A 14,721-nucleotide genomic window follows, 5' to 3' on the forward strand; every position below is an offset into this window, starting at 1 on the left:
TCATGAGTGCGCCAGAAAAGATCCCCAACGCCGGCAAGAAGGCCAAGGACCTCAACGAGGTCATCCGCTACACGCTGTGGTCGGTCTTCAAGCTGCGCGACGTGCTGCCCGAGGACCGCTCCGGCTGGGCCGAAGAGGTCCAGGAGCTGTTCGACAAGCTCGCCGCCGAGGACGTCACGATCCGCGGTACGTACGACCTCTCCGGGCTCCGGGCCGACGCCGATCTGATGATCTGGTGGCACGCGGAGACCGCGGACGAGCTGCAGAACGCGTACAACCTGTTCCGCCGGACCCGGTTCGGCCGGACGCTGGAGCCGGTGTGGTCCAACATGGCGCTGCACCGCCCCGCCGAGTTCAACAAATCGCACATCCCGGCGTTCCTGGCGGACGAGCGGGCCCGCGACTACGTCAGCGTCTACCCGTTCGTACGGTCGTACGACTGGTATCTCCTCGCCGACGAGGACCGCCGCCGGATGCTCGCCGACCACGGCAAGATGGCCCGCGGCTACCCCGACGTCCGGGCCAACACGGTCGCCTCGTTCTCCCTCGGCGACTACGAGTGGATCCTCGCCTTCGAGGCCGACGAACTCCACCGCATCGTCGACCTGATGCGCCATCTGCGCGCCTCCGAGGCGCGGATGCACGTCCGCGAGGAGGTCCCGTTCTACACCGGCCGCCGCAAGTCCGTGGCGGAGCTGGTGGCGGACCTCGCCTGACGAACTCGGCCCGGAAAGGCGGTCGCCGTCACGGTGACCGCCTTTCCTCTGAGAAGATTCTCCGCGGAGGAGGTCCGGGGGCCGCGTCGTCCCCGGCAGTGAACCGGAGGCGGGTCCGCGCGGGCCGCCTCCGTTGGCCCGGAAGATCAGAGGGCGGGACGCGGCAGCACCGGCTGCGGCAACCGTCGCTCCAGCGACACCGGGTCGGGCTCCGGGTGCGGCGCGCACGACGCGCGCCGCACCGGCGCCTCGCCGCGCACCAGATAGTCCTCCAGATACGCGTTGACGCAGTCGTTCGAGCCGCCGCCGATGCCGTGGGTGCCCGCGTCCTCCTCGGTGATCAGGACCGCGCCCTTCAGCCGCCGCGCCAACTCCTTCGCCCCCTCGTACGGGGTCGCCGCGTCCCGCTCCGCGGCCAGGATCAGTACCGGCGGCAGCGCGCCCCAGCGGGTCCGCACTTCCAGTGGCCGCTGCCGGGGCGGCGCCCAGAACGCGCACGGCAGATTCATCCAGGCGTTGTCCCAGGTCTCGAACGGCGCCTCGCGGGCCAGGGCGTCGTTGTCCCGCTCCCAGACCGCCCAGTCGGTGGGCCAGGGCGCGTCGTTGCAGAGGTTCGCCGTGTAGACGGCCCGGGAGTTCTCCGACTCCGCCGCCCACTCCCTCTTCGGCGCCGCCTGCTGGACCAGCGGCTTCTCGTTGCCCCGCAGATACTCGGAGAGCGCCTTCGCCCGCGCGGGCCAGTAGTCGTCGTAGTAACCGGCGCCCAGGAAGGCCGACTGGAGCTGCGCCGGGCCGACCAGACCGCCCGCCGGTTCCTTCGCGAGCCGGGCCTTCACCTCGTCGTAGCGGCGGGCCACCGCCCCGGGCGTGGTGCCCAGGCCGAAGACGTCGTCGTGCCGGGCGACCCAGGCCCGGAAGTCCGCCCAGCGGGCCTCGAACGCGAACGACTGGTCGAGATTGCTGCGGTACCAGATCTTCTCCACGCCCGGGTGCACCGCCGAGTCGAAGACCATCCGGCGGACGTGCGAGGGGAACATCGTGGCGTACAGGGCGCCGAAGTAGGTGCCGTAGGAGGCGCCCATGAACGTCAGCCGCTCCTGGCCGAGCGCCGCCCGCAACACATCCAGATCGCGGGCGTTGTTGAGGGACGTGTAGTGGCGCAGCGCCGGGCCCGAGCGGCGGACACAGCCCTCCGCGTACGCCCTGGCCTCCGCGACCCGCTCCCGCTTGAACGCCCGGGAGGGGTACGTCTCCGAAGCCGACGGGGCCTTGATGTGCGCCGACGGCTCCTCGCAGGAGATCGGCGCCGACCGGGCCACCCCCCTCGGGGCGTAGCCGACCAGGTCGTAGGCGCGGGCGATGCCCTTGAACGCGTCCAACTGGCCGACCAGCGGGAAGAACATACCGGAGCCGCCGGGGCCGCCCGGGTTGTAGACCAGCGCGCCCTGGTGCTCGGCTGGTTCACCGGCGGCGGCGATCCGGCTGACGGTCAGGGAGATCCGGGTGCCGTCCGGGTCGGCGTAGTCGAGGGGGACCTCGACCGTGCCGCAGCCGACGGTCTCCGGCAGGCCCTCGGAGTCCGGGCACGGCCCGAACACGATGCCCTTCGCGGCGGCCCGTTCGGCGGCGACCGCGGTGCCCAGGGTCTCCGGGTCCGGCGGGCCGACCCGGAGACCGGCGGCGGGCCCGGTGGCCGTACCACTCGCGGCCGGAACCGTCAGCGCCGACAGGGCCAGCGACCCCAGGGCTGCCACCAGCCCGTATCCCACCCCTCGTGTCCTCACGTCCGGTATCCCTCTCCGCCGACGGTGTATGACATACGGTCAAGGGATTTTTCGGGGTATGTGTCGAGCTGTAAAGCACCTTTGTCCGGTGTCGCGGCCAATGACCCCGATGCGCCGTACGGTGCGCCGCGCGCCCCTACCTGCCGCCGTCGAGCGCCCGGCGCAGCAGCGGATCGTCGAGGGTGCCGGGGCCGCCGACGGCGAGCGCCGTGAGCCGCTCCCGCTCGGCGCCCTCCGGTGCGGCGATCGGCCCCGAAAGCGCCGTCCGGCCCTCGGGGGACGCCCAGTCGAGATAGGGCCGTACCTCGATCCGGCCGATCAGCAGGGCGCTGAGGGTGAGCAGCAGCGGCAGGGCGAACCAGGCCAGCACCGCGGGTCCGGGCGGCCCGCCGCCGCCCGGCAGCGCCAACGCGGTCACCGCGAGGGCCGGTACGGCGAAGGCGGCGGTGCGGATGCCCCGTACCGCCGCGGCCGAGCGGGTCCTGGCGGTGTCGGGGACGGCCAGTCCGGCGCCCGTCAGCCGGTCGGCGATGGCGCGCACGGCGTCGGCGGATCCGGCGGCCCGGCGGACGGCGTCCGTCCTGGCCTGGTGACCCGCCGGTCCTATCGCCCGGATCACCGAACGCTCCAGTACGTCGTCGGTCCTGGCGTCGACGACGGTGGCCCAGCCGGTATGGGCGAGCAGCAGCGCCCGGCGGCGGTGCATCGCGACCAGGGTGACGTCCATGACCCGGCCGGGGCCGCCGGAGAGGAAGGCGGCCTCGTGGAGGGTGAGCGCCCGCGGCGGGCGGAGGGCCCGGCGGGCCGGGGTCCGGGCGGCGGCCACGGCGGCGGCGCACAGCCGGGTACAGGCCACCGCGGCGGTGGCCCAGGCGGCGACGAGCAGAAGGATCCGGAGCATTGGCGTGTTGTACGCGACGAGGGGCCGGGGTCGCCACGGGTTTTCACCCAGTGGACGCCTCGGCTTCAGACGCTCACGGAGGCGCAGGCGGAGCCGCCGCCGCCCCCGCCGCAGGAGGAACCTCCGCCGCCGGACGACGAGCCGCCGCAGGAGAATCCGCCGCCGCCACTGCTGCCGCCGCACGAGGACCCGCCGCCTCCGCCGCCACTGCCGCCTCCGCAGGCCGAGCCGCCTCCGCCGCAGGAACTCCCGCCGCACCCCGAGTCTCCGGTGTCACCGCCGCACCAGTTGACCTCGCCCGCGCCGCCGCCACCGGATGCCCCCGCGTCGACGGCGACCCCGGCGATGGGGACGGCCGCGGCGGCCACCATCGAACTCCGGATGGTGGAGCCGGCCGCGCGGGGTCCGTTCAGCGCCACCCCGGCTCGTCGGCCGAGGCCGGGCTCGCGGACGTACCTTCGCAGCGCCCGGCGCCCGGCGGGGGTGATCCTGCCGCGGGTCAGCACCGCGCAGCGATGGGCGACTATGGCCGCCGGAATGAGGACGGGCAGCGTCAGAAAGAGGAACGGTACGCCCGCGATCTCCATACCGAAGGCGGTGACGAAGGTCAGGACGAACGAGACGGGAAGGCAGCACAGCAGCCCGGCGTGCTGAAGCCGGGCCCAGCGATTCACGACGCGGCGGGCCCGTGACGGGCGGGCCAGGAGTCCTCGGGCGGCGAGGTCGTCGCCGATGGCCTGGACGGCCGGGGAGAGCGCGACGGAGCGGCGCAACGCGGCGAGGGGCAAAGTCTCGGCGCCGTCGGCCTGTTCGAGGACGGCCCGGGTCACGGGATGCGAGAGTCGCCTCTTGCGCCGGACGGCGATCCCCGGTGGGGCGATATCGATGATGCCGGGGTGCAGGGCGTCGATGGCGGTATCGGCCACCCGGGCGGGGCCGCCGCTGAGGAAGGCCACTTCGTAGACGTCGGTGACCCGCCGGTTTGCGCCCCGGGCCCACCCTGCCCCGAGACGGCGGGTCACCGCCGACGCGACCACCAGCAGCAGGGTGAGGGCGGTGATGACCTTGAGGGCAGGGACCATGAACGGGATGTCCCGGTACCACTGGGCAATGATGTCGTTCATACGCCTCCTCCTCCGCAGCCGCCGCCTCCACCGCACGACGAACCCCCGCAGGAGCCCCCGCTTCCCCCGCCGCCACCGTCGCCGCCTCCACCGGCCGAGCCGCCACAGCCCCCACCGCCGCCCGAGTCGGACGAGCACCAGGTGACGGGGCCGTTCGGGCCGCCGGTGTAGAAGCTCTGGCCCGTCGTGGCGAAGTACGGCACCCCTGCCGCGCCCATCATGAGCCTTCTGACGATCGGGTCCTCGACCGACTTCGGTCCCTTGACGGCCATCAGGACCCCGGGGTTCACGGTCCGGTTGTGCCGGCCCGCGTACAGCCGCAAGGCGGAGCGACCCTCGGGGGAGATCCTGGTCCGCGCCCGGGCCCTGGCGAACCGGGCGAGCAGCACACCGATGAGGAGGAGCGGGGGGAGGACGATCAGAGGTATCGCGGCGGCGGAATCGAAGAAGAAGGCGACGAGACCGAGGGAGACCGGGACACCGGCGCTGAAGGCGAGGTACTGGATTCCGGCCCAGCGGTTCACGGCCTCGCGCGCCCGGCTGGGACGGATCAGGAGCCCGCGGCCGGCGAGTTCGTCGCCGAGCCCCTGGACGGCGGGTGAGGTGGCGACCTGGTTCCGCAGCGCGCCGATCGCGCCGCTCTCGGCGGTCCGGACGGTGTCGAGCACGGTCCGCGGGATCTCCCCGGCGACGGTGGTGTCCGTGCGGCTCGGGGTGATCACACCGGGGTGGGCGACGGTGAGCATCCCGTCGGTGTGGAGCCGGATGATCGCGGTGTCCGCGACCCGGCCCGGCCCGCCGCTGAGGAAGGCCGCTTCGTAGAGGTCGTCGATATCGGCCCGCCCGCCCTTGACGGGCCGCCTGGCGGTGACCACGGCGGAGCCGGTCACGGCCGCCGAGAGCGCGGCGATGAGCGCTGCGGCCGAGACGGCCGCCAAGGTGCCGATGTCCATGTCGATGTTCATGGGGTGCCTCCTGTCGGCCGCTCCGAAAGGCTCGGGCGGGTCGGTCCGGACCCGCCCGAGCACCGTGCGGGGCGAGATGACGCCGATACGGGAAGACGACCGCGCGGGTGCTCAGCCCCCGCCGCCGCCTCCGCCTCCGCAGGACGAGCCGCCGCCTCCGCCGCAGGAGGAACCGCCCCCGCCTCCGCCGCAGGAGGAGCCGCCACCGCCTCCACACGACGAACCCCCGCCGCCTCCGCAGGAGGAGCCTCCGCCGCTTCCGCCGTACGAGGAGTCCCCGGCGGAGCCGCTGCCGCACCAGACGGTTGCCGTGACCCCGCCCCCACCGGCCGCGACGGGCAGTGCGATCGGCACCGCCGCGGCGGCGAGCAGCACTTCACGGGTCCGGTCGTCGGCGGCGCCGCGGGGACCGCGCAGGGCGACCCCGACACCGGGCAGGGTCGTGGACGAGTACTGGAGCCGGTAGGCGAGTACCGCCTTCCGCCCGGCGTTGGTCGTTCGCGGCGGGAGCGTGGCCATGACGAAGGCGGCCACTATCAGACAGGGGATGATCAGCGGGACGACCATCGCGGCCAGGGGTATGCCGCCGTCGTAGCCGAAGACCGTCCACAGGACGACCGCCGGGATGGCCGCGGCCAGCAGGATCACCTGGGCGATCGCCCAGCGGCGGACGGTGCGGCGGCCGGACCCGGGCCGGGCCAGCAGCCCGCCGCGAGCCAGCCGGTCGCCGATCTCCTGGACCACGGGGGAGAGTGCCACCTCGCGCCGTACGTCTCCCAGTGCCCCGCTGCCCGAACCGCCCAGCGCCGTGACGACGGCCTGCTGTACGGGGTCGGCGGGGGCCTCGCCGGTGACGGCGACGAGGCCGGGGACGACGACCCGCAGCCGTCCGGTGGCGATCATGTCCGCCACGGCGGCGTCCACGACCCGGGCCGGACCGCCCGTCAGAAAGGCGGCCTCGTAGTGGTCGGGATCTCGCCGCCGGGGCTCCGTGGCCCGGGGCCGGATGGCGAACGCGCTGATGACGAGGGCCGCCGTGAGGACGACCAGGACCCCGTCGAGGAGGAGTGCTGTTGACACGGTGCTCATGGGGCACCTCCTGACTCGAATTCATAGGGATGGAGCGGTGAACAGGGTGTTGTAAGGCCCGCGAGGCCGTGACCGGGTACGCCGGTACGTCCGCGGGGGGTGTCGACGGGTGTACTGAGCACCCGGAGGGACGGGAATCCCTTCGGGTGGACAGCGGGGGACCAGGTCACGACGCGACGATCCGGCGACCCGGCTACGCGCACGGCACGGCCATCGGCGTACGGCGATCGCCTCGGGACGCGCGGTCGACGGCGCGTCCCGACGACGCGCGGCGCCGGAACCGCTACGGCTTCAGCTACAGGTAGGGGGTACGGGTACCGTACGGGCCCCGATCGGCCCGTGCGCCGGGAATGTCGTTATCACGGCGGGATCAGCCGCCACATCCTCCGCAACCGCCGCAGCCGCCACCACAGCCGCCGTCACCACCACCCCCGCCGTCGCCGCCGCAGCTCGCACCGCCCCGGTTGTCGACGCTTCCGCCGCAGCTCTTGGCCGCGTCGCCGCCGCACCAGGACTCCCCGGCGGATTCACCAGAGCCCACCGACTCACCGGAGCCCCCGGCGGCGACCGCCGGCCCCGCGGCGAGCGCGACGACTCCCACGGCGGCGGCGGCCACCATCAGCGTGCGTACCGTGCTGTCCTGGACCCCGCCGAGCCCCAGGACGGCGACCCGCCCGGCCGGTGTCTCCGGCTCCTTGTGCCGCGTCCGGTACGCGTCGAGGACCCGTACCCCGTTACCGGTCAGCCGGTCGCTCGCCTTGTCCGCGACCAGGGCCGACACGATCAGACCGACCAGCAGCCCGGGGCCCACGTACAGCACGAACGGGCCGTTCACACCGTCCCAGTCGCGGAGATAGCTCACCACCGTGACCGCGATCGAGCCGAGGATGCCCCAGAAGAACAGCCCCGCCTGGAAACCGCCCCAGCCGCGGATCACCCGGCGGTCCCGGGCGGGCGGAACCATCAGCCCCTTGTCCGCGAGGCCGGAACCGATCCGCTGCACCACGGACGAACGCGCCGCCGTGTGCCGCAGGGTGTTCAGCGCGCCGTCCGGTACCACGTCGGCGGCGTCCAGCACCGCGCGCTCCACCGGATCGTGGGCCTCCGCCCGCTCGACGGTGACGATGCCGGGCTCGGCGATCCGGATCCGGCCGTCGGCGCTCATCGTGGCGAGCGCGGCGTCCACGGCCCGCAGCGGGCCGCCGCCGAGGAACGCCGCGTCGTACGCGTCCTCCACGACGACCTTCGTCCCGTGGCCGCGCCGGTGGCGGCGGTGCGTGGTGATCCCCTCGACGAGGATCCAGACCGTCAGAACGCCGACGACGACGTTCACCAGGACGGAAACGGTACCCAGTTCCACAGGGTCACCTCCTGACGAGCACGGCACGCGCCGCGCGGAAGATCCGGTCCGTACGGCGGCGCGGACGGACGCCCGCCCGCTCCTGCCACCAGCGCGTCAGCCGCTCCCGGGCCGCCGGATCCCCGGGACGCCCCTCGACCAGCAGATGCTCGGCGAACGACATGGCGTCCCGCCGGTAACCCGACCGCATGGGCCGGTTCCTGGCATAGGCGAGGAACGCCGCCCGGTACTCCCGGCCCAGGATCTCCGGCAGCTCCGGCGCGATCTTCGCCACCACCCGCGACCGCTTCACCGCCAGCGCCCGGCTCTGCACCCGCAGCCTGCGCTGATCGAACTCCTCCGGCGCGGGAGTCCCGGCGACCAGCGCCGACAGCAGCGCGGCCTGGGCGATGCCCAGCCGCTCCCGCGCGGCCTCGTCCGCCGCCGGGGCGGCAGTCCGGGCGGCCGGGGGCACGGACTCCGGCTCCGGCCCGTCCGGCCGCGACCCGTCCGGCTGCGACCCGGGAGCCGGATTCCGCTTCGGCGGGCGCGACGACTCCAGCACCGAGCGGATCGTGGCCAGCTCGGACGCCAGCTCGGCCTCCGGCGGGAAGTCGTCGTCCCGCTCCAGCAGCACCCCCGGCGGCGCGACCCGCGACGTCAGCTCACGCAGTACGTCGAGGACCTGCTCCGGCACCGGATGCGCGTGAGTGTCGTGCCAGACCCCGTCCCGCTCGACCCCGCCCGCGACATGGACGTACGCGATCGCCTCCACCGGCAGCTCCGCCAGCGCCTTCGCCGGATCCTCGCCCCGGTTGACGAAGTTGGTATGCAGATTGGCGACATCGATCAGCAGCTGTACGCCGGTCCGCTCCACCAGCTCCGCCAGGAACCGCCCCTCCGACATCTCCTCGCCCGGCCAGGCGATCAACGCGGCGATGTTCTCCAGCGCCAGCGGCACCGGCAGCGAGTCCTGGGCGATCCTGACGTTCTCGCAGAGCACCGCGAGGGCGTCCCTGGTCCGGGGCACCGGCAGCAGATGACCCGCCTCCAAGTGCTGCGAAGCGGTCAGCGGACCGCCCGCGCGGACGAACGCGATGTGCTCAGTCACCAGCGGCGAACCCAGCGCCTCCGCCCGCTCGGCGAGATCCTTGAGCCGCCGCTCGTCGGGCCGGTCGGCCCCGCCGAGCCCCAGGGACACCCCGTGCGGGACGACGGTCACGCCCCGGGCGCGCAGCCGCTCGACGGACTCGGGGAGATGGCCGGGGCAGACGTTCTCCGCCACCACCTCGACCCAGTCGACGCCCGGCAGGCGCTCCACCGTCTCCGCGATCTCGGGCCGCCAGCCGATGCCGGTGCCGAGTATGCCGTGCCGCATCGTTTCCTCCCCCTGGTCCCTGAACGTTACGCCCCCGCGTATGTGTACGAACTATGGCCCCACCGGGCGGCGGTGAACCCCGCAACTGGGACGTTCAGAGCTGGAATTGAGGTTCCCGCGCGCGGGGCGCATCTTTGCCGCGACACCGGGTCCGCTATCCGACCGCGCTCCGCCGCCGGTCGCTCGCGCAGCCGTTTCGTGTCCGGGGCGCCGCCCGTCTGTGGCTTGTCTCGCAGTTCCCCGAGCCCCTAAATGCCTCTCCCGAGCGCCGCCCTGAAAAAGAGGGGCCGCCTCTCGTCGAGGGCGGTCAGGAGGGCAACCCAGGGGCGCGGGGAACTGCGCGAACAGCCACGGTGGTGGTGCGGACCGTCGACAACGTCAGGTCGCCGGGCGGGAATCGGGTAGTTCGGGCGGTGCCCCGAAGGGTCGAGGCGCTGGGGGTCCCCCCATTGCCGAAGGCATAGGGAGCGGAACTGCGCGAACGGCCCACGACGGCGCGCGGTCGGCAACGACGAGTGGGGACCGCTCACAGGCTCCGGGGTCCCCCCTGTCGCCGAAGGGCGTCGGGGGTCAGGGGTGGAGTGCCGGGTGGGAGGCCACCACCGTGGGGGAGTTCGCGGGGATCTCCGTGAAGCCCGCGTCCCTGACCACCGGCAACCCCGCCGCCACCAGCGAGTCCCAGTGGTCCTTCGGGGCCGTACGGACCGCGAGGGCGAAGCCGTTCTCCGCCCATGCCGCGCGCTCCGCGTCGCCCAGCTCCCACCACGCGAGCTGCGCCCCGTGCCCGGCCTGGGCCATCGCCTTGCCCGCGGACATCTCGACCGCCGGATTGAGCCAGAGGACGGGGATCCCGGCGGCGGGCGGTCCCGGGGGCTCGGGGTCGGCCAGCTCCGTACCGGAGACCTGGAGTTTGGCCAGCTCCTTCGGCCAGCCGTCGAGCGGTACCGGCGGATAGACGCGGACCTCGGCCGTCTCGCCGGTGACCGTGATCCCGGGCAGCTCCGACGCCCGCCGCCACTCCGCGCCGCGCGCCCGGCGCACCACCTTGCGGATCCGGGCGTCCTGCCAGTCGCGCATCGCGCGGGCCCATTCACCGTCGCCGTGGGACCGCTCGTCGGCGAGGATCGTCAGCACGGCGCGGGCGGCCGTCTCCAGCGCGTCGGTACGGGTGGGCGGCGCGGCCTTCTCGATCCGGGCGAGCAGCGGCAGCACGAACTGCCGGGCTTCGTCGCGGTCGGTCTCCTCGTGCCGGAACGGCGAGGTGGACGGCGGCACCGGCGGCGGTACGGGCGGCGGAACGGCGGAAGACGCCGGGGGAGTCGGGGCCGTACCGGAAGGGGTCGAATCGCTGCTCACCCCGTCCAGTCTGCCAGCCCCGGTACCCCGCCCGGCTCTGCCGCCCGCCCGCCGCCCGTCCCCCCGCCCGATCCGGTCACCCGGACCGCCCGGCGAACCCACATGTCCACGCGTACACGATTCTTGGCGTAAACCGCCCGTCCGGGTGAGGATGCCCGGTATGAAAAGTGACCTCTTCTCCACCGAGAACATGGCTCAGCCCGCGACGCAGCCGGGCCTGACCCAGCAGAACGCCAAATCGGTCAAGTACGCCGTCAACGGCGAGATGCACGCCCGCCAGGGCTCGATGGTCGCCTACCGGGGCAATCTCCAGTTCGAGCGGAAGAGCCAGGGCCTGGGCGGCATGCTGAAGCGTGCCGTCACCGGTGAGGGTCTGCCGCTGATGGTGGTCAAGGGGCAGGGCGAGGCATGGTTCGCCCACGAGGCCGCGAACTGCTTCATCGTCGAGATCGAGCACGGTGACGCGCTCACCATCAACGGCCGCAACGTCCTCTGTTTCGACGCCACGCTCTCGTACGAGATCAAGACGGTGAAGGGCGCCGGTATGACCGGTGGCGGCCTCTTCAACAGTGTCTTCACCGGATACGGCAAGCTCGCCGTGATCTGTGAGGGCAATCCGATCGTCATTCCGGTCTCGGCCCAGCAGCCGGTGTACGTGGACACCGACGCGGTCGTCGGCTGGAGCGCCAACCTGGACACCTCGTTGCACCGCTCCCAGTCCGTCGGTTCCATGATCCGCGGCGGCTCCGGCGAGGCGGTACAGCTGGTGCTGTCGGGCGAGGGCTTCGTCATCGTCCGCCCGAGCGAGCTGGTTCCGCAGAAGACCGGCAACTGACACCGGGCGCGGTGGCCGCCGCGCCCCGGATGCCCGCGCCCGGGGCCCGGTGCCGTACGCGGTGCCGGGCCCCGGGCGTATGCCCGGTCGTATCCTCGGAGGTATGGACACCTCGTCGTACTGCGACAGCGGACCGTCGGCGCCCGGGGGCCGGGAGGCCGGAACGCCGGAAGCCGGGGGACCGCCGTTCGCGGAGTGCGTGCTGTGCCGGGAGCCGACCGAGTATCCGGAGTCGGCCAAGGGCGCCACGCTCTGCCCGGTCTGCGAGTGGCAGGAGGCACAGCGCACGGCCTGTTCCGGCTGAGCCCGCCCGGGGAGGCGGAGCGCCCGCGGCTCAGCGCGCCGAGCGCATCAGCTCGGAGACCTTCACCATGCGGTAGCCCCTGCGCCGCAGCTCGGGGACGATCTTCCTGATCGCCGCCTCCGTCGTCGGCGCGGCGCTGCGAGTGCAGTGCAGGACCACCACCGAACCGGGCCGCACCCCCGCCAGGACCTGCTCGGCCACCGCGTCCGCGTCCGTCGCGAAGGCGTCGCCGCCGACCACGTCCCACTGCACCGCCGTCACCCCGGCCGGGCCGATCGCGCGCAGCGCCGCCGTGTCGTGGCAGCCGCCGGGGAAGCGGAAGTACGGTACGACGTTCCGCGCGCCCGCGGCCCGGAACGCGGCGAAGGCCCGGTCCACGTCGCTCCGCATGTCCTTCGCCGCCACGGCGGGCAGCCCGTAGCAGGGGGAGGCGAAGGCGTGGTGGCTGTAGGAGTGGTTGGCCACCTCGAAGCGGGGATCCGTGCCGATCGCCCGTGCCTGGTCCGGATACTCCTCCGCCCAGCGGCCCGTCATGAAGACCGTGGCCGGGACGTCGAGGGTGCGGAGCGCGTCGATGAGTCCGGGGTTGTCGAAGCGTTCGCCGCGGGCCGCGCGCGGCCCCTGGTCGGCGGTCATATCGGCGTCGAAGGTGAGGGCGACGGTCTTCTCCGCCCGGTCGGCGGGGACGGCCGACCGGTTGAAGACCGGGGCGGAGCCGCCGGGGCCCGGTGCCAGTCGCGGGACTGCCTGGGCGGGGGCCGCGGTCGCCTTCTCCCGCGCCTTCGCCGGGGGCGGGGCGGGGCGGGCCGGAGCGCCGGAGTCCCCGGCACACCCGGCCAGGAGGGCGCCCGCCACGGCCACGGACACGGCTGCGGACACCGCCGAACGTACGTTCATCATCACGGAAGGAAAATAAATGATCATCGGGATGGTGGACGGTCCTGTTGCGGCCGTGTCGTGAACCGGGCCAGGCTGTCCACCCGAGCGGGTGCCCCGGGCACCCGTACGGTCCGTGACAACGGCTCAGGAGGTTCCCCGATGTCCGCGCGTCCCACGGCGTCCCCCGCCGGAGAACCCGTCCGCCCCAACGATCCCGATCCCGGCGCCGCCGAGCCCGCCGAATCCGCCCCGTCCACCTCGCCCCGGGACGAGGGCGGCGAAGCGGCCTGTCTGCTCAGCCGGATCTGTCCCGGCTGCGACCGCCCCGCCGAGCACATCGGCGCCCGGTTCTGCTCCCGCTGCGGTACGGCCCTGCCGGTGGCGTGACGGACCGGACCTCCGGGACCCGGCCAGCCCAAGGGCCGGGTCCCGGAGGTCCGGGGAGCCGTCAGTCGTGCCAGGGGCCGGTGACGGCGAAGGTCGTACCGGGGCGGTAGCAGTTGACGAACATCGTCTCGCGGTCCGGCGAGAAGACCACCCCGGCGAACTCGCCCCACTTGGGAAGTTCGGGCGTGCCGATGTTCTGCCGGTTGCGGGCCATCTCGTAGATCTCGCCCCGCCGCGAGACCCCGTACACGTGCTGGGCGCCGCCGCCGTCCTCGCAGACCATCAGATTGCCGCCGGGGGCCAGACAGATGTTGTCGGGGGACTCGCCGGGGGTCTGGACGTCATGCCCCGGACCGAAGATCACGACGAGGGTGAGCCGCCGCCGGTGCGGCTCGTACTTCCACACCTGGCCGAAGTGGTCGGCGGCCGAGCCCTGGCTGCTGCGGGCGTAGCTGGAGACGAAGTACACCGAACGGCCGCCCCACCAGGCCCCTTCCAGCTTCTGGGCCCGGGTGATGCCACCGGGGCCGTAGTCCTGGGCGCGTACGGAGGTGGTGACGGCCTGGCTGTCGGGCACCGGCACCCATTCGACCCGGTCGAACGACTCTCCCGGCTCGGTGACCGCCGAGAGATCGGCGAGACCGGGGACCCGCATCGCCTCCAGTCTGCCGCCCGCGCGGAGGGAACCCGGCCCGCCGAGGGGCCGGTCGGGGAGGAAGCGGAAGAAGAGGCCGAAGGGGCGCCTGGCGTCCTCGGTCTGGTAGACGACTCCCGTCCTGGGGTCGACCGCGACGGCCTCGTGCTGGAACCGGCCCATCGCGGTCAGCGGTACGGCGCCGGATCTGTGCGGGTCGGCGCCGTCGACCTCGAAGACGAAGCCGTGGTCCTTGGTGTAGCCGTCCTCACCGGCCCGACTCTCGTCCTCCTCGCAGGTGAGCCAGGTGTTCCAGGGGGTGGGGCCGCCCGCGCAGTTCACCGCGGTTCCGGCGATCGCGACCCGCTCCGAGAGCACCCGGTGGTCGTCGTCGAGTTCGAGGACCGTACAGCCGCCGGTGGCGGCCGGGTCGTAGGTCAGCCCCGGCACCGTCGGTACGGGCAGCGGGTCGTTGGCGTCGTTCTCATGGTTGCGGACGAGATACGTCCGGCCGCCGCGTCCGGCGAAGGCGGCCATGCCGTCGTGGCTGCTCGGTACCGGCCCCTCCCCGGAGCGCATCGGCTGCCCTTCCCGGGAGAGCACCGTATAGCGGAAGCCCCTGGGCAGATCGAGGAGTCCGGCCGGGTCGGGGACGAGTGGGCCGTAGCCCGCCCGGCCGTGGGCGGCGGCCGTACCGGCGAAGAGTTCGGTGAGCGCTCCGGCGAAGGCTATCGACGCGCCCAGCGCGCCGGTTCCGGCGAGAACGTCACGACGTGTGGTTTCCGACATGAGGCAACTCCCTGTGGCGGACAGGAAAACGACTGACGGAGATCCGCGGCGACGCGGAGTCGTACGGAGACATGCGGGGACGTACGGGCCCGCCGAGCCGGCCGCGGTCCGTACGGCCGGGGCCTGTCCGGGGCGGGGACGGGGATCGAACGGGGCGGGGACGTGGGTGAAGACGGTGGTCAGGGCGGGGAGAACAGGGCGGAAGTGATCCGGGACGCAAAAAGTGACCCGCACGTATGTA

General features: G+C 73.3%; 14 protein-coding genes. 4 read left to right on the forward strand and 10 right to left on the reverse strand.

Annotated features, from left to right (window positions below; translation table 11 throughout):
* Positions 1-2 precede the first annotated feature (2 nt).
* Positions 3-716: a hydrogen peroxide-dependent heme synthase gene (gene hemQ, locus AB0G74_RS27160; protein ID WP_361151170.1), complete on the forward strand. Its 714-nt coding sequence runs from the start codon at positions 3-5 to the stop codon at positions 714-716.
* A 146-nt stretch (positions 717-862) separates the two neighbouring features.
* On the opposite strand, the gene AB0G74_RS27165 is transcribed toward hemQ, so the two are convergent.
* The 8 genes from AB0G74_RS27165 to AB0G74_RS27200 form a co-directional block, all read right to left on the reverse strand.
* Positions 863-2,500: an alpha/beta hydrolase gene (locus tag AB0G74_RS27165; protein ID WP_361151173.1), complete on the reverse strand. Its 1,638-nt coding sequence runs from the start codon at positions 2,498-2,500 to the stop codon at positions 863-865.
* 136 nt (positions 2,501-2,636) lie between these two features.
* Positions 2,637-3,401 (reverse strand): TIGR04222 domain-containing membrane protein, encoded by a 765-nt coding sequence (locus tag AB0G74_RS27170; protein WP_361151176.1) that lies wholly within the window; start codon positions 3,399-3,401, stop codon positions 2,637-2,639.
* Positions 3,402-3,466: 65 nt separating this feature from the next.
* The gene (locus AB0G74_RS27175; protein WP_361151179.1) at positions 3,467-4,525 is read right to left on the reverse strand and encodes a TIGR04222 domain-containing membrane protein; all 1,059 of its coding nucleotides are present in this window, start codon (positions 4,523-4,525) and stop codon (positions 3,467-3,469) included.
* Positions 4,522-5,490, reverse strand: coding sequence for a TIGR04222 domain-containing membrane protein (locus AB0G74_RS27180; RefSeq protein ID WP_361151182.1), 969 nt, complete (start codon positions 5,488-5,490; stop codon positions 4,522-4,524). The genes AB0G74_RS27175 and AB0G74_RS27180 overlap by 4 nt, the downstream gene beginning before the upstream one ends.
* A gap of 111 nt (positions 5,491-5,601) precedes the next feature.
* Positions 5,602-6,579: a TIGR04222 domain-containing membrane protein gene (locus AB0G74_RS27185; protein WP_361151185.1), complete on the reverse strand. Its 978-nt coding sequence runs from the start codon at positions 6,577-6,579 to the stop codon at positions 5,602-5,604.
* A gap of 370 nt (positions 6,580-6,949) precedes the next feature.
* A complete protein-coding gene (locus AB0G74_RS27190; RefSeq protein ID WP_361151188.1) occupies positions 6,950-7,939 on the reverse strand; it encodes a TIGR04222 domain-containing membrane protein in 990 nt (329 codons plus the stop codon).
* Between the two features lie 4 nt (positions 7,940-7,943).
* A complete protein-coding gene (locus AB0G74_RS27195; protein ID WP_361151191.1) occupies positions 7,944-9,296 on the reverse strand; it encodes a DUF692 domain-containing protein in 1,353 nt (450 codons plus the stop codon).
* A 570-nt stretch (positions 9,297-9,866) separates the two neighbouring features.
* The gene (locus tag AB0G74_RS27200; protein ID WP_361151252.1) at positions 9,867-10,571 is read right to left on the reverse strand and encodes a peptidyl-tRNA hydrolase; all 705 of its coding nucleotides are present in this window, start codon (positions 10,569-10,571) and stop codon (positions 9,867-9,869) included.
* 241 nt (positions 10,572-10,812) lie between these two features.
* Here AB0G74_RS27200 and AB0G74_RS27205 point away from each other — a divergent pair, with 241 nt between their 5' ends.
* Both AB0G74_RS27205 and AB0G74_RS27210 read left to right on the forward strand, forming a co-directional pair.
* The gene (locus AB0G74_RS27205; RefSeq protein ID WP_361151194.1) at positions 10,813-11,487 is read left to right on the forward strand and encodes an AIM24 family protein; all 675 of its coding nucleotides are present in this window, start codon (positions 10,813-10,815) and stop codon (positions 11,485-11,487) included.
* A 103-nt stretch (positions 11,488-11,590) separates the two neighbouring features.
* Entirely contained in the window at positions 11,591-11,791 is a 201-nt protein-coding gene (locus AB0G74_RS27210; protein ID WP_361151197.1) for a hypothetical protein, read from the forward strand.
* Between the two features lie 30 nt (positions 11,792-11,821).
* On the opposite strand, the gene AB0G74_RS27215 is transcribed toward AB0G74_RS27210, so the two are convergent.
* The gene (locus AB0G74_RS27215) at positions 11,822-12,688 is read right to left on the reverse strand and encodes a polysaccharide deacetylase family protein (protein ID WP_361151255.1); all 867 of its coding nucleotides are present in this window, start codon (positions 12,686-12,688) and stop codon (positions 11,822-11,824) included.
* 141 nt (positions 12,689-12,829) lie between these two features.
* Here AB0G74_RS27215 and AB0G74_RS27220 point away from each other — a divergent pair, with 141 nt between their 5' ends.
* Positions 12,830-13,057: a 4-Cys prefix domain-containing protein gene (locus AB0G74_RS27220; RefSeq protein ID WP_361151200.1), complete on the forward strand. Its 228-nt coding sequence runs from the start codon at positions 12,830-12,832 to the stop codon at positions 13,055-13,057.
* A gap of 61 nt (positions 13,058-13,118) precedes the next feature.
* On the opposite strand, the gene AB0G74_RS27225 is transcribed toward AB0G74_RS27220, so the two are convergent.
* Complete coding sequence (locus AB0G74_RS27225; protein ID WP_361151203.1) at positions 13,119-14,480, reverse strand: alkaline phosphatase PhoX; 1,362 nt, start codon at positions 14,478-14,480, stop codon at positions 13,119-13,121.
* Between the last annotated feature and the right edge of the window lie 241 nt (positions 14,481-14,721).

The organism is Streptomyces sp. NPDC020875 (assembly GCF_040641415.1).
In the GTDB taxonomy this organism is placed as follows: domain Bacteria; phylum Actinomycetota; class Actinomycetes; order Streptomycetales; family Streptomycetaceae; genus Streptomyces.